The 17,609-nt window shown below is 42.0% G+C and carries 16 protein-coding genes; 3 read left to right on the forward strand and 13 right to left on the reverse strand.

All coding sequences use genetic code 11. The features are described from left to right. Positions 1-236 (reverse strand): type II secretion system protein GspG (locus tag PHP90_RS04975; protein ID WP_299926194.1); only part of this gene is annotated, 236 nt, incomplete at its 3' end. Positions 237-520: 284 nt separating this feature from the next. Between PHP90_RS04975 and PHP90_RS04980 the strand changes: the two genes are divergently transcribed. Then, positions 521-2,482 (forward strand): hypothetical protein, encoded by a 1,962-nt coding sequence (locus tag PHP90_RS04980; RefSeq protein ID WP_299926197.1) that lies wholly within the window; start codon positions 521-523, stop codon positions 2,480-2,482. Continuing rightward, positions 2,461-3,192, forward strand: a complete 732-nt coding sequence (locus PHP90_RS04985; RefSeq protein ID WP_299926200.1) for an outer membrane lipoprotein-sorting protein — start codon at positions 2,461-2,463, stop codon at positions 3,190-3,192. Before PHP90_RS04980 ends, PHP90_RS04985 begins: the two co-directional genes overlap by 22 nt. Here PHP90_RS04985 and PHP90_RS04990 read toward each other — a convergent pair. The 3 genes from PHP90_RS04990 to PHP90_RS05000 are packed head-to-tail and all read right to left on the reverse strand — an operon-like array spanning position 3,173 to position 7,202. Beyond that, complete coding sequence (locus PHP90_RS04990; protein WP_299926203.1) at positions 3,173-5,041, reverse strand: hypothetical protein; 1,869 nt, start codon at positions 5,039-5,041, stop codon at positions 3,173-3,175. The genes PHP90_RS04985 and PHP90_RS04990 overlap by 20 nt on opposite strands. Further along, the gene (locus PHP90_RS04995; RefSeq protein WP_299926205.1) at positions 5,038-6,363 is read right to left on the reverse strand and encodes a DUF1302 family protein; all 1,326 of its coding nucleotides are present in this window, start codon (positions 6,361-6,363) and stop codon (positions 5,038-5,040) included. The genes PHP90_RS04990 and PHP90_RS04995 overlap by 4 nt, the downstream gene beginning before the upstream one ends. Before the next feature lie 59 nt (positions 6,364-6,422). Continuing rightward, on the reverse strand, positions 6,423-7,202 hold the full coding sequence (locus PHP90_RS05000) for an outer membrane beta-barrel protein (RefSeq protein ID WP_299926207.1): 780 nt from the start codon (positions 7,200-7,202) through the stop codon (positions 6,423-6,425). A gap of 93 nt (positions 7,203-7,295) precedes the next feature. Here PHP90_RS05000 and PHP90_RS05005 point away from each other — a divergent pair, with 93 nt between their 5' ends. Continuing rightward, complete coding sequence (locus tag PHP90_RS05005) at positions 7,296-8,282, forward strand: hypothetical protein (RefSeq protein ID WP_299926219.1); 987 nt, start codon at positions 7,296-7,298, stop codon at positions 8,280-8,282. An 11-nt stretch (positions 8,283-8,293) separates the two neighbouring features. On the opposite strand, the gene PHP90_RS05010 is transcribed toward PHP90_RS05005, so the two are convergent. The 9 genes from PHP90_RS05010 to PHP90_RS05050 all read right to left on the reverse strand — a co-directional run bounded on the left by PHP90_RS05010 (position 8,294) and on the right by PHP90_RS05050 (position 17,587). Next, on the reverse strand, positions 8,294-9,511 hold the full coding sequence (locus PHP90_RS05010; protein ID WP_299926222.1) for a type II secretion system F family protein: 1,218 nt from the start codon (positions 9,509-9,511) through the stop codon (positions 8,294-8,296). Continuing rightward, positions 9,511-11,019, reverse strand: a complete 1,509-nt coding sequence (locus tag PHP90_RS05015) for a GspE/PulE family protein (RefSeq protein WP_299926225.1) — start codon at positions 11,017-11,019, stop codon at positions 9,511-9,513. Before PHP90_RS05015 ends, PHP90_RS05010 begins: the two co-directional genes overlap by 1 nt. 1 nt (position 11,020) lies before the next feature. Further along, on the reverse strand, positions 11,021-12,619 hold the full coding sequence (locus PHP90_RS05020) for a secretin N-terminal domain-containing protein (RefSeq protein ID WP_299926228.1): 1,599 nt from the start codon (positions 12,617-12,619) through the stop codon (positions 11,021-11,023). After that, positions 12,603-13,415 (reverse strand): PDZ domain-containing protein, encoded by an 813-nt coding sequence (locus PHP90_RS05025; protein WP_299926231.1) that lies wholly within the window; start codon positions 13,413-13,415, stop codon positions 12,603-12,605. Before PHP90_RS05025 ends, PHP90_RS05020 begins: the two co-directional genes overlap by 17 nt. Next, on the reverse strand, positions 13,399-13,914 hold the full coding sequence (locus PHP90_RS05030) for a hypothetical protein (RefSeq protein WP_299926233.1): 516 nt from the start codon (positions 13,912-13,914) through the stop codon (positions 13,399-13,401). Before PHP90_RS05030 ends, PHP90_RS05025 begins: the two co-directional genes overlap by 17 nt. After that, a complete protein-coding gene (locus PHP90_RS05035) occupies positions 13,911-14,309 on the reverse strand; it encodes a hypothetical protein (protein ID WP_299926236.1) in 399 nt (132 codons plus the stop codon). Before PHP90_RS05035 ends, PHP90_RS05030 begins: the two co-directional genes overlap by 4 nt. Beyond that, positions 14,306-15,418: a hypothetical protein gene (locus PHP90_RS05040; protein ID WP_299926239.1), complete on the reverse strand. Its 1,113-nt coding sequence runs from the start codon at positions 15,416-15,418 to the stop codon at positions 14,306-14,308. Before PHP90_RS05040 ends, PHP90_RS05035 begins: the two co-directional genes overlap by 4 nt. Beyond that, complete coding sequence (locus tag PHP90_RS05045; protein WP_299926242.1) at positions 15,415-16,326, reverse strand: hypothetical protein; 912 nt, start codon at positions 16,324-16,326, stop codon at positions 15,415-15,417. Before PHP90_RS05045 ends, PHP90_RS05040 begins: the two co-directional genes overlap by 4 nt. Positions 16,327-16,423: 97 nt before the next feature. Beyond that, the gene (locus tag PHP90_RS05050) at positions 16,424-17,587 is read right to left on the reverse strand and encodes a cytochrome c peroxidase (RefSeq protein WP_299926245.1); all 1,164 of its coding nucleotides are present in this window, start codon (positions 17,585-17,587) and stop codon (positions 16,424-16,426) included. Positions 17,588-17,609: the final 22 nt, after the last annotated feature.

The raw sequence follows: 17,609 nt of genomic DNA on the forward strand, positions 1-17,609 counted from the left end.
TTGGTAATCAATGCCGCAATCCCCTCTTCCGTAGTCGGATACGAACCGTTATCGATTTTAAACATTTTGAGCCCTTCGGAGAGGCTCTTCATTTGAACACATACCAACTTCTGTTTTGCTTCTTCGCTTTTGCCCGTAATATTAGGGATGACAAAAGCTGCCAACAAGCCAAGAATGATTATGACGACCATAATCTCGATCAGAGTAAATGCGTTTCGTTTTTGATTCTTTTCCATTAATAAATGCCTTACGTTAAAATTTGGTAAAAATAAACTTTTTTCAAATTTATTTTACCCTTTCAGCCCTTCTAAGAAAATTAATCTTGAGTTAGGATTATACGGTAAATAGGTTACAGCAGACGTACATATACAGTCAACGGTTCTATTTAAATCATCAAAAAATACTTTTTAACTATAAATTTTTCTTTTATCTTGACTTCCATATATATCATTCATTATAATGATTACAGAACGGTTACAAAATAAGTATTTATTATTTTATAACTACGAAGGGAGCTTTTATGGAACGAAGAAAATTTATGCGATACAGTGTCGCAGCAGCGATAACGTTGCCAGGGATAGTTTCCTTTAGCGGATGTGGTGGTGGCGGTGGTGGTGGATCAACAACCACATCGTTAAGTGCCGTTGATACTCAGGTTGTCTCTATTTCTACCCTACAAAGTGCCAGTAGTACACTGCGGACCAATGTAAATACAGCTTCCTCAGCACTCCTGACATCTCAAACAGGAGTTATGCTGACATCTGTTGAAGCGTACCCATCCTATCTATTATTTACGAAATATCCGCCTCTTAATCCTGCAATTACCAGTTGGACAAATTATCTTGATTACCATACTTTAACGTATTCGCAAACAACCAGCCAAATCACTAAGCTCAAAGCAAGTTTGCGACTGTTTGGTAATAAACAGCAAACCAGCGGACAGGCAGGATTAACTCTCTCTTCGGCAAATGTAACCGGAAATGCCTATTTGGATGGACTATTGACAGTAATTGCGGATGTATTAAAAGGAGACATCACAACCGCAGCGCTCGATTCTCTCACTTTGTCTCTCAAACTTGTTAAAGATGGGCTCACAGCGTTATTAGCAAACGATGCTGTAAGCGGATATGCGTATGTCATCCTAACCTACCTGGCTATTGAAAAGGTTATGAAATATGTCGAGGAAAAAAGTCTTGCCTCACTTTCCTTTACAACGAATACTGAGATATTGCTCAGTTTCACTAAATTAGCTGTTGCAGCTCTTAGTGCATTGGCAATAGTCTCGATTGAAAGTCTTAAGCCGACAACTCCGGTATCCATGGCTCTTGCATCGACCACAACAACATTAAGTGTTGCCGATGAACAAAAGCTTAAAGCTTTTTTACAAGCGGCAACGCTTCAAAGCCAGCTTGTCATTACCTTGACATCCCTGATCGACAATATCATGAAAAATGTTACGGCATCCACACAGTCACGTATCGATGCTCTCTCAACTGCTCTTGATAATCAAGACGGTTCGTATACGCTAACAGATGAAGATACTGCTCTCATTGCATCTCTTAAACAACAATCTCTTGTCCTCGCTGGACTGGGTCTGGTTGTAAAAGTTTTGACCAGCATGTATCAAACAGGCTTAAATGCCAATAGCGGTACGGATGCTGGGAACTTACAAGCGGATGCAGAAACCTATGCTATTTTATTTAGCGATCCAATTAACAGCTATGACACTCTCTTCTCCACCTACATCTCTGCAAATTTTACTCAGTTGTTTTTCGGAGACGCTACTATCACTCAATTATTAACGGATTTGGCGTCGTTAAATCCATCTGTTCCACTCGCGTCAAGTTTGGATCTAACCTCTGTTACAACCAATACATTAAACACAGCTACCTCTGTAGAAACCGATGCGTTCAGTTTTGCTTCGCTTCTTGCCTCACTATCGTATCAGTTTACCTCCGATACTGCGACTCAAGCCGCAACTTTTACCACGCACATGGCTGATCTTGCCTATCAGTTTACGATGAAAATTGAAAATGATGCCTACAACTTTGCTATGACAGGAATGGAATACGGCTATCTCTTTGCTTCACGCGGCGAAGAAGTCGGTCTGATGGCGGATCGCATACTGTGGATGGCAGTACAGATAGGCCAGATGGCTGATCGTATCGGAGAGATGGCCGATCGTATCGTCTACACCGAGCAATTGATCGTTTATACTGAAATGTTGATTTTGGATTTTGGTTTGCTCATTTACGGCGGTATGAAACAAATCACTAATCTTATGCTAATGGGGATGGCAATCGTTTTCGACCGACAATGGTATACCCCTACCGCAAACGATCAGATTGTTACCGTTATTTCAGAGATGACAAAACAGATGCTTGAAAACATGAAAGAGTATGAAAATACCGTTCTAACCAATCAGATTTCACTTCGTGAAGTCACCTTAAAGGCTCTCAATTGGATACAGGGCGCCTATTAATCGCATTGGGTATTAGCGTAGCTTCTCTCTATGCTGCACCAAGTGCGAGTGAAATTTATCAAAAAACCGTAAAGGTTCTCTCTATTCCGGAAATAAAATTTCAGGTCTCTTCTACCATAACGAGCGGAAAATATCTGGAAAAACAGATCTTCAGCCTCTCTCGGATGGAAAAAGACGGAGAGTCTTCTCTTCTTATTTGTTTTGCTTCACCTTCCAAAGTAAAAGGGACCGCAATGCTGCTTAAAAAAAACAAAAACGATTCTCAAACGCTGGTTTATTTTCCGGCATTGGATCGAGTCCGTTTGGTTCCGAAACAAAATGAAAAAGAAGAAGCTTTTGGACTGGGTCTATCTTATTCTGAAATTCAGAACAATAAAGAAGATCTCAGTTTTCTAAAAACTGTTACCCAACACGGTGAGGCATGCTATCAAATTTTAAAAAATAAAGATGGGGTAAAAACCATTTATACGATTACGGTGAATGATCTCGTTTTAAAAAAAATGGATATCTTTGAGAATGAGCTACTTCAAAAAGAGGTCTTTATCGATGAAGTAAAAGAGCTTCACGGCAAAACCATCATAACGAAATGGCATATCAATGATCACATCAAAAATCAGACTCTCGTTTATGATATCAACGAAGATTCAATCCAAACTGTCGTAGACAGTAAACTGTTTACCCAAACAGCACTCACTCACTGCAAGTCGTAAAATAACGCCGCTGGATTTTCGGTACGATTAATAGGATAAAAACAAGATTGGCGGTGAGGAGTATACCAAGCTCAAAAGCAAATGCGCTCATCATTCCTCCTACGAAAAACATCCCACCCAAACAGATCAAAATCGAAAAGTTTGAAATAAAAATCGGCTGCAGCACACTCCGTTCACACGATTCACCCTCACGCTTATAGCAGACGAAAAGCTGAATAAGCGAATCCGCGATCAATCCCGCATATAATATAACATTGAGCAAAGTCAAGATTGTAATAGGCTTATTAAAGATGATATGAAATATTCCCAAAGTACCCAATGAAAAAAGTGCAGAAAAGACTATGGTCGATACACTCATCATATTGCGGCAAAAATACCAAAAGAAAAGTGCCGTTGCTATCAATGTAGCAATAAGACCTATCAAAAACTCTTCAACAAAAATATTGATGAAATAATCAAAATCGGATATTTTTCCGCTCACCGTAACCGTAAAATCAGGATATTGAGATGAGAGTTCCTGAATATTATACAACATTGTTCGCATCGTATTCGTCGTCGTTGTCAAACCTATCGATGCCACAATATTGCTTTGTGTCCGATCAGCAGACCATAGGGAGAGAGGATGGATACTAAAGCTCTCAGCCAATAAAAATTGGGCTAGAAGATTTGGATTTTTTTTATCCGATGCAAGATTAGTAAATTCTGCAAATGCTTTCGGGGCACTGGCTACAATTTTTCCCGGAATAAGCGGTTCAAGCTGCCGTTGAAATTCTATCAATTCGCGCATCATTTTTTCATCCGAAAAAGTGTTATTTTTACTATGTACACTGATGACAAAAGGAAGAGTCGGCAAATGTTTTTCCTCAAACTGATTAATCTGTTTCAGTTCATTTGATGAGTGAGGGAGCAAATTAACAATATTCAAATCTATATTTAGAGGATGATATGAGAGGAATAATGCAGCTGCAATAGTACCGGGAATCATGATTTTAAAATATTTTTGAGAAACGTTCCAAAGTGAATGGGTTGATCGTAAAATCAAAGGATTTCGATATGGCTTGTAGGGAAAATACTTCATCAGATAGATACGTACATTCATATAAAGGTGCAAAATGCCCAAACCGACCATCATCATGACCCCGAACGAATGAATCAGTCCAAAATGGGAGGTAACCAAAAAAACGGCACTGAGCATCGTTGCCGCGACCGAAATCTGAATCCCGAAAAAAAGTCGTCTGGGATTCATCCCTTCGGCATAAATATAGTTAAAGAGTGTTAATGCATATATCACCAGAAAAATAAGGGCAAGCAAGGATGCAGAATTGATCTCAAAAAAACCTAAATTTAATACAATTGCCAATACCATAAGATAAAGTCCCATCTCCATAATGATATCCATCCATAAACGCAAAGGGATAAAAAACAGTAAAACCATTAAGACAAAAGGGAAGATCACCAGAGCATAAAACCCCAATTCCTGAAAAAAGTTTTTAAACAAAATATTGCCCACGATGGAAGTACCGCTTCTGGGGAATTCTTTGGTTATCTCTATTACAGAATTTAGTTTTTCAATCTCAAAGATTAAGAGATATGTATGAGGATACTCCTCCAGAGGAAGATATCGATCGATCAGATTCTGCTTTTTCCACTCTTGCGGAAGACTTTCGGATGGTATAGAACAAAAGAGGTACTGCTTATGTCCATCCAACACTACCTCTTTATCTTGAACCATCGGGCTTTTGGGTAAAAAAGAACTCCATTCGATCGGATTTACATGTATACGAGTAACAATCGTATAATCACTGATCAGAATGATCAGAAGAATAAAGAGTTGTTTAAAAAGGGTCAAAATGTGCTTCTTAAAAGAATACTAACACTGTTACTTTCACTGTTATTTCCGGATACAATCCCCTGCAAAACCAAATCCGTACGATCATACTCGATCGAGAAGCTCGGATTCACAGCAACATCAGCCATGTTATCGACTGCAGCTGCAATAAGACGATTTTCAAAATGACCTCGGAATACCGAAAAAGAGATTGGTTCAAATTTGGCAGTGAACATACCGATCATCGCATCTTTATTGTATTTACTGAGGTGTAGATACTGAGCTTCAAGTGCATAATATGTGGAAGAATCTGAAACATGATCAATTGCAAATCCGAATGAACTGACGGAACCATAGGTATTGAGTAGCGGAACTTTATCTCTAAAAGCGGCTTCTGCCCGGATACCGTAGGAATCCATAGTGGTCTCTGCATAGAATCCTGCTTGCTGATACCTGAACCCCTGAACCGATTTGATAGGATCCAAATCCATTGAAGCGAGATACTCAGTCAATGCGGGCGAAACATCTTCTCCATTATCATACAAGATCGCTGCATCCAAAAGATTTTGGTCTACACGGATCAAAGGTATTTCAGAGTATCGGTTAAAATATAAGAAACCGAATTTCCCTCTATCATCCGTATATTCCGTCCCCAATCCAAAAGAGGTATTTTGTATACTCCATGGTTCTGATGGAGTTTTAGAATCAATTTCATGCGCTATAAACGGACTGATTGCATTGTAATACACCGGTGCGAATATATCCTGTCCTATAGGGTTTTGTTGAAAAAATTCATGGTAATGCTGAGGGACGAAACGGTTGAGAGCATAATTGACGTAGTATCCTGAATAGTCTTGATACTTACTGTCATAAGGCTGAAGGAAAAAAGAGAGTTTCATCTCATCGATAGGTGAATAATCTGCTTGAGCCATCCATACAGGAACCCTTTTAATATTCATCTTCGGATCGTCAAAGAATTCCAGACGAATGGGATTAAGGGTGTCCAATGTACTGAAATAGTCCAATACACCTACTTTAGCGACCATTTTACCGATTCTCAAATGGGTATTTTCGCCAAAATAGTCAAGATATAGATGATTGATCGGAAAATCAGGATGAGGAAGCCCTTTTTGCCCAAAAACACCTCCCGATATTTTCCAATCATCTTCCCCGTACTCGGTATCAAAAAGGACAAAAGCATAGGGTGAGTTTTTGAAAAAAGTTTGGTTGCTCATATATCGTCCGATAAGTGTCGCTTCGATATAGGTTTGCTCGTCTGCTTTTACCTCTCCAACATCATTAGACCCTGTTTCATCCGCATAAATCGGGCTGAGAAAAATCAAAAGTGCAAAACAGAGCGCTGATAAATCTATTTTTTTACAAAAATGATAAATGGACAGAATCAATAGCGATAAACCAATGCGGCATTAAAAGTATTAAAATTTGATTCTGAACGAGGTTCCCATACTATTTGACTACTTTGGTAAGGAAGAGTATTTGATTTTTTAATATCCCATGTCTGATACATATAGGTAAATTTGAGTGCCCAATTCGCTGACAATGTGTGCTCCCATGGAACGATAATCGAAAAACCGTCGGTACGTCCTAAATCAAATGTTCCGTATTTATTGGATTTCATCTGAGGTGAGAATGCCTGATGATATTCTGCTGACAATCCAAGAGTATCATTTCCTGTCATATTGCCTAAAAAACCTAGTTTTACAGTGCCATAAGGCCATTTATACTCTTCCGTATGCCCATCGGATAGAGCTCTTTCCCAATTCCGATAGCCAATACCTAAACGCATAAATACAAGGTAATTATCATAGATTTTTTGTTCAGAATAGCCGATACTTCCATCAGAGATAGTACTTTCAGTTGTTGCAGTTACATCACCATATTGTCCATTAGGATTATTTAGAGCAGATCCCACATAATTTGTATTCCCATAATATTGGGAAAAGTCTGCATCAATAAATCCTCCATTGCTGATACTTGTTTTATAGCTTAATGTAAAACCGGGCAACGTATCTGCTTTTTCAGAATCAGCTTTGTCACCATTATCTTTATATTCCATATAATCCATTGACATTGAGCTTAATCCAAAACTAAATTCATTCTCGTGTGCAAATGATGCGACAGCTAGAGATAAAAACAAAACGATCAATTTATGCTTTTTCATTCACAAAACTCCCTAATTTATTATAGTTTATTATACAATAGAAGGATAAGAATATTCTTGTAAAAAAGCAACATTGTTGTCAAAAAGATACCCATGAAAAAAATTTTTCTTCCCTGTTTATTGATCAATTTGGCCTATGCCGACAATGCCTTGGATATCACTAAAGTGGGAAACGTTATCACCACCGCTACCGAATATTCTGATACACTCAATAAGATCACCCTCGGAGCTTTCGGAATAATGACGCACGGTGAGATAGAGGTAAGAAAAGGGACTATGTCTATGGAAGGGGGATTCCTAGGGTTAAACGGGAAAATCAGTGATGACGTCATGACCTATACCTTGAAAACAGAGCACCAAAATACTTTTATCCCTCATCTAAACTACGGCTATAAAATCAATTGGTATGACTCGAAAAAAATTAATCAGGCACTATCCACCTACAACAATGTCGTAACAGACATAAACGGCAATACCTATAATGCCTTGGATATACCGACGATGCAATACCGTATTCGGGGGCTTGATGCCGATATAGGGGTAGGATGGAATATTATTGATCTCGGTCCGCACGATTACTTCAGTTTTGGAGCGGATGTCGGGATATCTACACCATGGATTGAGTCGACACAAGGTTCAAGTTCTTCAAATTCCGGAAGTTCAAATGTCCTTGCCACATTATACGGATTCGGAGATACAAAGATTTGGAGCTATAAAGTGGGGCCGCAAATGAAAGTGAGCAAAAGCTTGACCTCTACTCTGTCCCTTTACGGTTCGGCAATCTATGCATATCAATATGCTTCACTGAAAAACAGCAGTATCGGATTAAAGAGTTTTGTGGATGGCACTTTTACCGAAAGTGAGTTAGGGCTTCGATATCAGCCTCTGGAAAAAAAGGTTCCGATAACACGCTGGTTGTCGCTCTCCCCTCAACTCTATTTTACTGCCGGAGTCCGATACAGCAAATGGGCACTTCACGATATTGCTATAAATCTTTTTGATCAAAATATCCCGTTGCCTAAAAGCGATATGAAAGTCAGTTCTTCAACAACCTATTTAGGATTAGGGTACTCTTTTTAGTATCCTCAATTTCAACCAAGACTCAAAGAAAAGATCGGCAGTAACATTGCCGTAACGATGACGCCGATGATCCCTCCCACCACCAAGATCAATGTCGGTTCCAGCAGCGAGAGAAACAAACCAATCATCTCGCGGTTACGCTCCATATACAGCTCAGAAAGACTCTCAAGCATACTCGGCAATTCGCTCGTCTCTTCACCGACAGCCAAGGCACCGATAAAGGCTTCGTCCAATTCGACATGTTCTGCCGATGCAAGTGACGTAGAGAGCCTCCCCCCCTCTACGATCCGCTCAGCTCCATACGCGAATTGAGCTTTTAACACGGAAGACGAAAGTGTTCCTCCGGCAAGCGAAATCGCCTTGACGATAGGGATACCGGAACGGATTAAAAGCGATGCCACTGCACTGAACCGAGCTAAATCACTCGTTTGGATAATCTTTCCTACAACCGGTATCGACAATAAAATACGATCAACCCTATAACGAAATGCAGGACGATTTTTCAGTGCAGAAGTAACCATCAGAGTTATAATTCCAAATAAGAGAAGGATCCATGGCCATGACACTGAAAAAAACGATGAAAGAGACAAAACACCGCGGGTCAATGCAGGCAGTTCTTGCCCCATTGTTTCAAAAATAGCAGAGAGTTTGGGAACAACAGAACTGAGCATAAATGAAACGGTGAGGATGGATACCGCGACGATAAATCCGGGATAGATAAATGCTTTAGTAAGCTGAGCACGGATTTGCTCACCTACTTGGATATAGGAGGCAAGCTCGCTTAAGACGGCTGCCAAAACACCTCGATCTTCACTCGCACGGAGCGTCCCCAAATAAAATGAGGGGATTGCATAAATATTTTGGGCTTCAAGCGCGGCTGACAGGCTTTTCCCCTCATCCAACAAGGTGATCAAAGAAACAAAAAAACGTTCTGTTTTAGGTTCATTCCGATATTGGCGCTCCTGCAGTGAAAGTGCCCGTATCAATGGTACCCCTGCCCGCAGATAGACTGCCAGATCCCGACTGATCCGGGTCAAAAGCGATGAAGGGATCGCTCTGGTGCCGAGTATCCCGAACAGATCAACCAATGATCCGCTTTGAGTGTTTAAAGAGGAGTAGATAATCCCCTGCGCCCTGAGCTGACGTTTGGCCTCATCCAGCGAGGCAGACTCCAGAGTTCCGCTGATCTGCACCCCCTCCGGATTTAGCCCTTTGTAAACAAATTCCATTAGATCTCTTTCACACCGACGCGAAGTATCTCTTCCAACGTCGTTTCATGTGAGACCAAAAGATCTTTGAGCTGATCGGCCAAAAATGCCATAGATCCTTTCATTGCTGCGCGAAGTTCTACGTCATTGTCACACTGTTTCATCAGTGTTTGAACATTCTCATCCATCATCAGTAATTCGCCTACGGCAATCCGGCCGCGATAGCCTGTCCCTCCGCACGAGGGGCACCCAACACTTTTGGCCACAAGCAGCTCCATCGGCAGATCAAGGTCATGGGCATCGATAGGATCGATCGTTTGAAGTTCATGGCACTCTGAGCAGACCTTACGCACCAGCCGCTGAGCCAATACCCCTAGAAGCGTGGAGGTAACCATAAATTTGTCCACACCCATATCGACGAGACGGGTAACCGCCGATGTCGCATTATTCGTATGAAGCGTCGAGAAAACGAGATGACCTGTCATCGCTGCTTGAATCGCGATCTGAGCGGTTTCACCGTCACGAATTTCACCGACAAGGATAATATCAGGATCCTGTCGCAAGATAGAGCGTAGACCTTCGGCAAATGTCAAACCGATCTTCGAATTTACTGCTATTTGACTGACGTGTGCGGCATCGTATTCCACCGGATCTTCGATCGACATTACATTTTTTTCAGGCCCTGAGAGCCGCTGGAGGAAAGAGTGAAGCGTGGTCGATTTTCCGCTTCCGGTCGGCCCGGTCACGAGAATAATACCGTGTGAAAATTTGAGCAGTTCGTAAAAACGTTCTGTTGTAGAACTATTAAACCCGAGTTCTTCGAGTCCCGGAATGGATGCTGCATGCATCAGCAATCGCATTACAACCCGTTCGCCGTGATAAGTAGGCAAAACCGATACACGGACATCAAGCGATTTACCGGCGATTTTAATCTGTGTCCGACCGTCTTGGGGAAGACGTTTTTCAGCGATATCGAGGTTGGAGATGACTTTAATACGGCTGATGACCAAACTGATAATCGATTTATCCAGATCAATATGTTTGGAGAGGACACCGTCGATACGAAAACGCACTTCCCCTTTTTTCTCATGAGTTTCGATATGGATGTCACTGGCACGACGTTTAAGAGCCTGATAAAAGATGGTGTTGACAAATTTTATGATCGGGGCAGATTCTTCACTGGTCAGCAAATCCGATGAGTTTTTCAGAAAATCGATCAGTGAGAGTTCATCTTCATACGGCTCTTCCTGCGATACGTTTCGTGTCAGTTCACGATCCGTTTTGAGTTCTAAAAACTTTAGATACAGAGTCTCATACGTTTGCTCATCCAAATGGATTAGCGGAAGATCCAACGAGAGCCTGTTATACGATGAGAGTGCCGTAGCCGTATCGCGTGCAGAGAGGACTGCATATTTTTTTTCATTAATCTCAGCAAAAAGCAATCCGTCACGTATGGTTTCAAACGGATCAATACCCTCTGGGGTAAACGCTACGGCATTGACCTCGGAAAAAAGAGGAATTTGAACCATTTTAGTGCTGTTCCTTAACATTTTTTACCACATCGTCTATATATTGCTGTTGGATTTTATCCAATTCAGCCAACTGTGTTCGAAGTGTCGCCAAATCCGTACTTTTATCAAGAATGTAAGGGGTTAAAATAATAACAAGGTTAATCTTGTCATGCGAAGTGGCTCTGTCTTTAAAAAGATTCCCAAGAATCGGTAGATCTCCTAAAAAAGGAACTTTCGAATTACTGCTGTCGTATTTATCTTTGATCAGACCACCAATGATTACACTCTCTCCGTTGTTGACGATGGCGGACGTTTTCACTTCACGCTTAGTGGTACTCGGCAATTGTAGATTGGTATTGGTGGCATCTATATCTTCTAACTTGGTTTCAACCGCCAAAAGAACTTTATTATCATTCGAAAGTCGAGGTTTGATTTTTAGCGTCAAGCCGATATCCTGACGTGTATAACTCGATTGTGTCAGCCCGGTTCCTGTCAGTGTTGTTCCTGAACTGATCGATTCGGTTTTACCTACATAGATCGACGATTCTTGATTGTCGATACATAAGATAGAGGGTTCTGATAGGATATCTGCCGCGCCATTACTGTTGAGCAACGAGATACTGGCACCCAATGCAATCCCTGAACTGAGTGTTGGGATAGTGATGGACTTCAGCAACAATGAATCCAGATTGATCGCACCCGTTTTCCCGTCACCCAGAGTCGAGTTGAATGAAAATATCCCGCCTGATCCGAATGATCCGCCGGAGAGCCCGTATTTGAATCCCACTTCCTGTGCTTTGGTTTCGCTAATTTCAATAATTTTTGCTTTGACATAAACTTGTTGACGCTCACCGTCAAGTCCCTGAATAGTTGGCAATAGTGTCTTAAACAAATCGTCACTGCTGATGATAATCAATGAATTCGTCGAATCATCACTGGCGATACTCGGTGGCTGTTGCCCCGGAGAAAGGGTCATTTTGGCAATAACGGTGCTTAGGGTCGTGACGAGATTTTTTGCATCAGCATTTTTGAGCTGTATGAGATGGGTGTAGTTTGCCGTTGTCTCATCTCGAATATCCATCGCTTCTACCAGCTTGCGCATTGTCTTGATATTAGCAGGAAGATCGGTAACAATCAGAGAATTTGACTCTTTTGACGGGACGACTTTACCGTTCTTGCTGGAGTAGTTTTTTACTTTGAGCGCCATTGGTTCAGCCATAGCGTATTTCAGATGAAGTATTTCCGTTTGCAACTGCGGGATATCACTCTTAGCCATAAACGGAACATTCATCGAAGCGGCATCAACACTTTTAACGATCGAATAATATCCGGCACCCGAATCAATCATTGTCATCCCACGCGCTTCTAGTGTTGTTTGTAAAAGAGTGAAAAGATCTTCGCGGTGAATCGGATGATTTCCGGCATAGCTGATTTTTCCCCCTATATCTTCGGTAACAAAGATATTTTTATGACTGAGTCTCGCTACCAATTTGATAAAGTCACCCAGTTCCATACCATCAATAGCAATACTGGCTTTGTCATTTTTTACCGTATCGACAGCGTACACAGGGGTGAGTGCAAAAAGAAAAACGATTAAAAGGTTAACGGCTGATTTCATATTCAAGATCCTTTGGCTGATTATTGCGTAAAACAGTAATTTTTATAGCTGAATGGTGTATTCCGTTCTGATATGCCGCGAAAACGGCTGCATAGGAATCAAGAGGTTTATTATCCACACCGGTGATAATATCCCCTTTTTGAAGTCCCAGAAGTGCAAACGGTGTCCCCAAGGCTATCTCATCAACTCTGAATCCTACGATTTTACCCTGTTGAACCACTTCGTTGATTGTAATATTTTTCCAGGTCTCACCCATATTTTCCGTATAACGATCTATCGTAGAACGAGGAATTGCAAAATTAGCTGCAGTAGCAGTTTCATCCGGAACATAGGAGGTAACCGACTCTTTAAGATTGAGATGCCCCTCTTCCCCCAAACGCAGTACCATACGCTGACCGTATGCACTAAATACAGCCTGTTGTGGTGTGACGCTGACAAGACGGTAGAGATTTTTATACAGTGCACCCTTGTCGACGAACGTCGTTGCCGTATTATCATTCACTCCGACAAAAGAGTGCGAACCATCCATATATACGGCATTTAAACGGTGAGGAACAGGTGTGAGAACATCGTGTATCACTTTTTTCATCACAGCAGCGTTGCCGTCGAAATGGAGGGCAAAAAGCTGCCCGAGATGGTATGGCTCGAAGAAAGGAATCATTTCGCTCCTAGGATGTTCAATCGAAGTCGCCTTTAAAAACGGCAAGAGTGCCGTTGATACGCTCAAAGCAATAACGATCGGAAGCGCCATACGATTTAGTACACTCAGGGAATGGTCGTTAAAAAGAGGTTTCATAGACCAGTCCTTTATCTGATTTGTGTAATTTAGCCAGTAAAAGCGGGTAAGCGCGCATGATTTGAGAAGGCTCAAATATCACTTCCAGCCGCTCGTTTTTCAAATCAATCTCTCCGTGAACGGGACCGAATCCCCCCTTGCCTTCGATGACAATACTCAGCGGGTGCAATAAGCTGTAGGTAAATGTCAAATACTCAATTCCTTCCGGAAACAATGAGGCGAATTCTCCGCTGAAATTTAATGACGTGATCGTTGCACGATTAAAAAAGATCAACGGAATAACGCGGATGTGTTCGATGGTTCCGATCGGCATTGAATCCAGTAAAAGAGACGCATCACGGACATCCAGATAAAGAAATCGATCATTCACACTCTCTCCGCTCAAATATAAATGTGCAGATGCAAGAGCCTCTTCCGCTGAATAGTAAATATTTGCTTTCGGCAAAAAGATGATGATTCCCAGCAGTAAAAAAGCACCAAATGAAAGAATTTTTTTCATTGCTCAATCTCCACACTGATGGTTCCTGCATTAGCATTTCGAGACAACACAAGTTTGGTAATCACAAAAGGGGCATTCATCAGTGTTGAAACGATTCGGTCGAAGTCATTGCCGGAGAGATTGCCGAACTCAAGATAAAGACTCTTTTGTCTTTTTTCCTGACGAATCAGTGCAGGATGGGCAAGTAAAAAATCGGTCTTTTGTTTTATTTCAGGTGAATTTCCCCATCGTGTTTTTAATGATGACAACCGTTCAGATGTTTGAAGACTTGCATCACGCTGCAATGCCGCTTCATTCAAAAGAGAATGTTCATGCATCATCCATCCGGCGGCAATGGTAATAGCGACAAAAGAGAGTCCGACTACGAGGGTGGCGGGATCAAATTGAGCTTTCATTGAATACTCCCCTCAACCGTGTTCTCTTTGATCGTCACGGTATTGGTTTTAAGAGTTTTTGCCACACTATCGCGTATTTTCTCCGCATCCTGCGGTGAAGGGGTGGAAATTTTGAAATGTACGGATCCGTTTTCATAGGCAAGTGAGGTTACATACTCACCGGACACTGTTCCCGAGAGCGTGTTTGAACCACCCGGAACCAACAGAAGATTGCGATCCCCCGGGTTGGAACCGGGTACAAGAACAATTCCGTTTGAAGCAGGAGCAGGAGCGGCAACCGGTAAAACCGTATTGTTGTTTTCCAACGTCAATGTCGAAAATGCGGCAAATATTTTACGCAATTTCATCTGCTGTGATTCTTTTTTCTCCCATGATGAGGCAAGCGCATCCAACTCCATTTGAGTAGCGGGAAGATTTTTTTCGATTTTCATCTGTTCTTGCTCATCTGCAATCTTTCCTGCCTCACGATAAGAATATCCCCCTTGTATCAGGAGGTTCAGGAGAATAATAAGGGAAAGCGAGAGTGTTATAGTAAGGGTTTTTTTTGTTACGTCTCCCCCTTTATACATATCTGCTCTAAAACCGGTCAAACACGGTGCGAGTTTTTGAAGAGATACCTCTAAATCGTATTTGGGCGGTTCGCCGATATACTCCGAGGGTAACCGTACAACGATCCCATCATTCAATGCCAGGACTGAACCATTTTTCAAAGAAACAGGGAGAATATCCACTCCAAAGGCTTCTTGAGCAAGGACGAAACGTTCGACCGAAACAGGATCAACCCCTGCTTCTTCCAGTCGTACTCGAATCGGTTCCGGATCAAAAGCGCTTAAAAGATATCGCCCTTCCCCAAGCTGATAAGCTCCGTAACGAGTCCGTTCATCACTCAAATCAAAATAAGAAGGGGCATATCGAACCGCTTCTTTAGGAGTTGCTACAGGGAGAGAAACAACGCAAATTCGATAAAGGTCGGGAGAGAGGATCAGGACCAATGCTTCGCTTCCGGAAGGAATATGGCAACTAGAATGGTCCAAATAACCGTAGCGTCGTTTTCCGAAGCAACGTATAGAACGGATCAAACGATCAGTAATCGAGTGGAGAAGGTTCATTGAATAATCTCCAAACGATTAAAGGTACGATTGAGTGTGTCAATATGAAATTCGAATTCGCTTCCCGCACCATCCATTTCCATGGCTACCTTTCCGATCAGGGGATAAGAGTTCCCTGCACTGTACACAAAAAACCATGAATCATACAACGAAGAGAGCTGAGCGGCAGCGGCAATGACCTGCTCTTTGCTCTCAAAGGGCACTGTTCTAAGATCGGTTATACGATGAAGTGTTTCAGAATCAATTTCCGGTGCGATAAGGGCAACAAGTTCCGGTGAAGCGTAATTGAAATCTATTTTGTCTCCTTCAAACCCAATAAGGCGTTCCCACGGAATTGCAAGAATCTGAGTATCTTTTGTCAATGCAAGATAACGCGCAATAATCTGCCTAAACTGAGTAAAGTTTTCAATCGATCCGTTATGGAAATCAGGGAAAACTGCCGCGACTTCACTGCCCGCTTGACGCTCAGTTAAATCAGTATCAATTGTATCGTAAAGAATGTTAATAAACGTATCCGGTGCTGCGATGGGATAGTGTGTGAATATCGCTGAGAGAAGCGTGGAATACGGCTCTATCGGTTTACCGCTCACATCGCATACTTTGTTAATATTGAACCTTCCAAGAGGTGAATGCAACGAAGCCTCGAGAGTAAATCGACCATCAGTTGAGCGGCTTGATAACGGCAAAATCATCGCATATTCCAAATCATGAGCAGAGCCGATTTTAGAAAGCATTCCCGGAAGAAGTCGCTTGAGATCACTCGAAATCTTACTGATTTCAGCATCACTTCGGCTCCGTTCAGACAGCCGCAGCAACTGGTCGCTTTGAGAAAGTAAAAGAGCAATTCCCCCACTCATAATCGCAATCAGAAGCAGTGTCATCAACAATACGGCACCGCGGCGTTTCATCCCCATAAATCCCTCTACACTTATTATTATTTATTAATTATAAAAACTCATTTTACCGATTCAGCCCTTCTATATAAATTAATTAAAATTCATTAAATCAATGACTGTACCCATCTGTTAACGTCATCAAAAATGCCACAAGGGCATCTTCTTCTTCGTTCGTCAGATTCAGGTCACCAATAAAATCTTTATTGACATTGTCCGCTACTTCCGGAGCTCCCCATCTCGCAGGATCCGAATCACGGGTATTGTAAAACGAGACGACTTGTTTTAGGGTTGTAAATACGCCGTTATGCATATACGGCCCGGTTAACTCCACATTACGGAGTGTCGGGGTTTTAAATTTCCCTCTGCTTTGGGCAACACGACCATCGGCAATTACTTTAGGATTACGTGCCAACCCTGTATCGATAAAGTTTTCTCCGTCTGGATTGTACTCGCTTGGAAGCGTATAAAATTTATTATTCGGATTTTTCGGAACACCGATATTTTCATAATCGTACTCGGTAAAAAGTGCCGGTACCGTCGTCAAATCCTCGTTTGCAACAGGATGGCATACAAAACATTTTCCTTTCCCGACAAAAAGATCCAGCCCTAATTTTTCTTGCGCCGTTAGATTTGCATCCCCTTTTTGAAACGCATCAAATTTTGAAGAAAATGCCGAGAGTTGGGACGTCCGCTCATAGGTTGCCAGTGCATCGCCGATAGCCGCATAGGTTTTGTTGGCATCTGCAAAAATAGTTTGCCCGTATATCCGTTTAAATTCACCGGCATATGCAGCTTGGGCAATTTTGCTGCTGTAGCTCTCTTTTGAGGCATTGTGCATTTCGAGCGGGTTGAGAGGAGGCCCTCCTGCTTGGATTTCAAGAGTTGACGCACGCCCGTCTAAAAACTCTCCTCCGACATATCCCGTGCCGTCATAATAAAATTCGGGCGAATACTGAGAATAGGCAATGGTAGGAGCGTTGCGATCCGCGAATAATCCGACAACTGCACCTTCGGATGTAGGATTGGTATGATCTGGATTGGCAAATCCCGCCTCAGGCGAATGACATGATGCACATGATTGTCCTACAGGATCGGAGAGATTGGTGTCAAAAAAGATCGCTTTACCCAGTGCGATTTTTTCTGCTTCGGTAATTTTTTCTTCTTGCGCAGTCGTAGTGGTTGTGTTCGTATCCGATGTTGCATCGCTTTGACACCCAACAACAATACACAATGCGATAACGCTCAATGTTCCTATAATAAACCGTTGTTTCATCTTTACTTCCTCTTCTTTGACC

This window comes from Sulfuricurvum sp. (assembly GCF_028712165.1).
GTDB lineage: Bacteria > Campylobacterota > Campylobacteria > Campylobacterales > Sulfurimonadaceae > Sulfuricurvum.

Bases quoted from the DNA above. Each gene is read 5' to 3' on its own strand.
- PHP90_RS04980 (WP_299926197.1), top strand. From the start codon at position 521: ATGGAACGAAGAAAATTTATGCGATACAGTGTCGCAGCAGCGATAACG.
- PHP90_RS05000 (WP_299926207.1), bottom strand. From the start codon at position 7,202: ATGAAAAAGCATAAATTGATCGTTTTGTTTTTATCTCTAGCTGTCGCA.
- PHP90_RS05005 (WP_299926219.1), top strand. From the start codon at position 7,296: ATGAAAAAAATTTTTCTTCCCTGTTTATTGATCAATTTGGCCTATGCC.
- PHP90_RS05010 (WP_299926222.1), bottom strand. From the start codon at position 9,511: ATGGAATTTGTTTACAAAGGGCTAAATCCGGAGGGGGTGCAGATCAGC.
- PHP90_RS05015 (WP_299926225.1), bottom strand. From the start codon at position 11,019: ATGGTTCAAATTCCTCTTTTTTCCGAGGTCAATGCCGTAGCGTTTACC.
- PHP90_RS05020 (WP_299926228.1), bottom strand. From the start codon at position 12,619: ATGAAATCAGCCGTTAACCTTTTAATCGTTTTTCTTTTTGCACTCACC.
- PHP90_RS05025 (WP_299926231.1), bottom strand. From the start codon at position 13,415: ATGAAACCTCTTTTTAACGACCATTCCCTGAGTGTACTAAATCGTATG.
- PHP90_RS05030 (WP_299926233.1), bottom strand. From the start codon at position 13,914: ATGAAAAAAATTCTTTCATTTGGTGCTTTTTTACTGCTGGGAATCATC.
- PHP90_RS05035 (WP_299926236.1), bottom strand. From the start codon at position 14,309: ATGAAAGCTCAATTTGATCCCGCCACCCTCGTAGTCGGACTCTCTTTT.
- PHP90_RS05040 (WP_299926239.1), bottom strand. From the start codon at position 15,418: ATGAACCTTCTCCACTCGATTACTGATCGTTTGATCCGTTCTATACGT.
- PHP90_RS05045 (WP_299926242.1), bottom strand. From the start codon at position 16,326: ATGAAACGCCGCGGTGCCGTATTGTTGATGACACTGCTTCTGATTGCG.
- PHP90_RS05050 (WP_299926245.1), bottom strand. From the start codon at position 17,587: ATGAAACAACGGTTTATTATAGGAACATTGAGCGTTATCGCATTGTGT.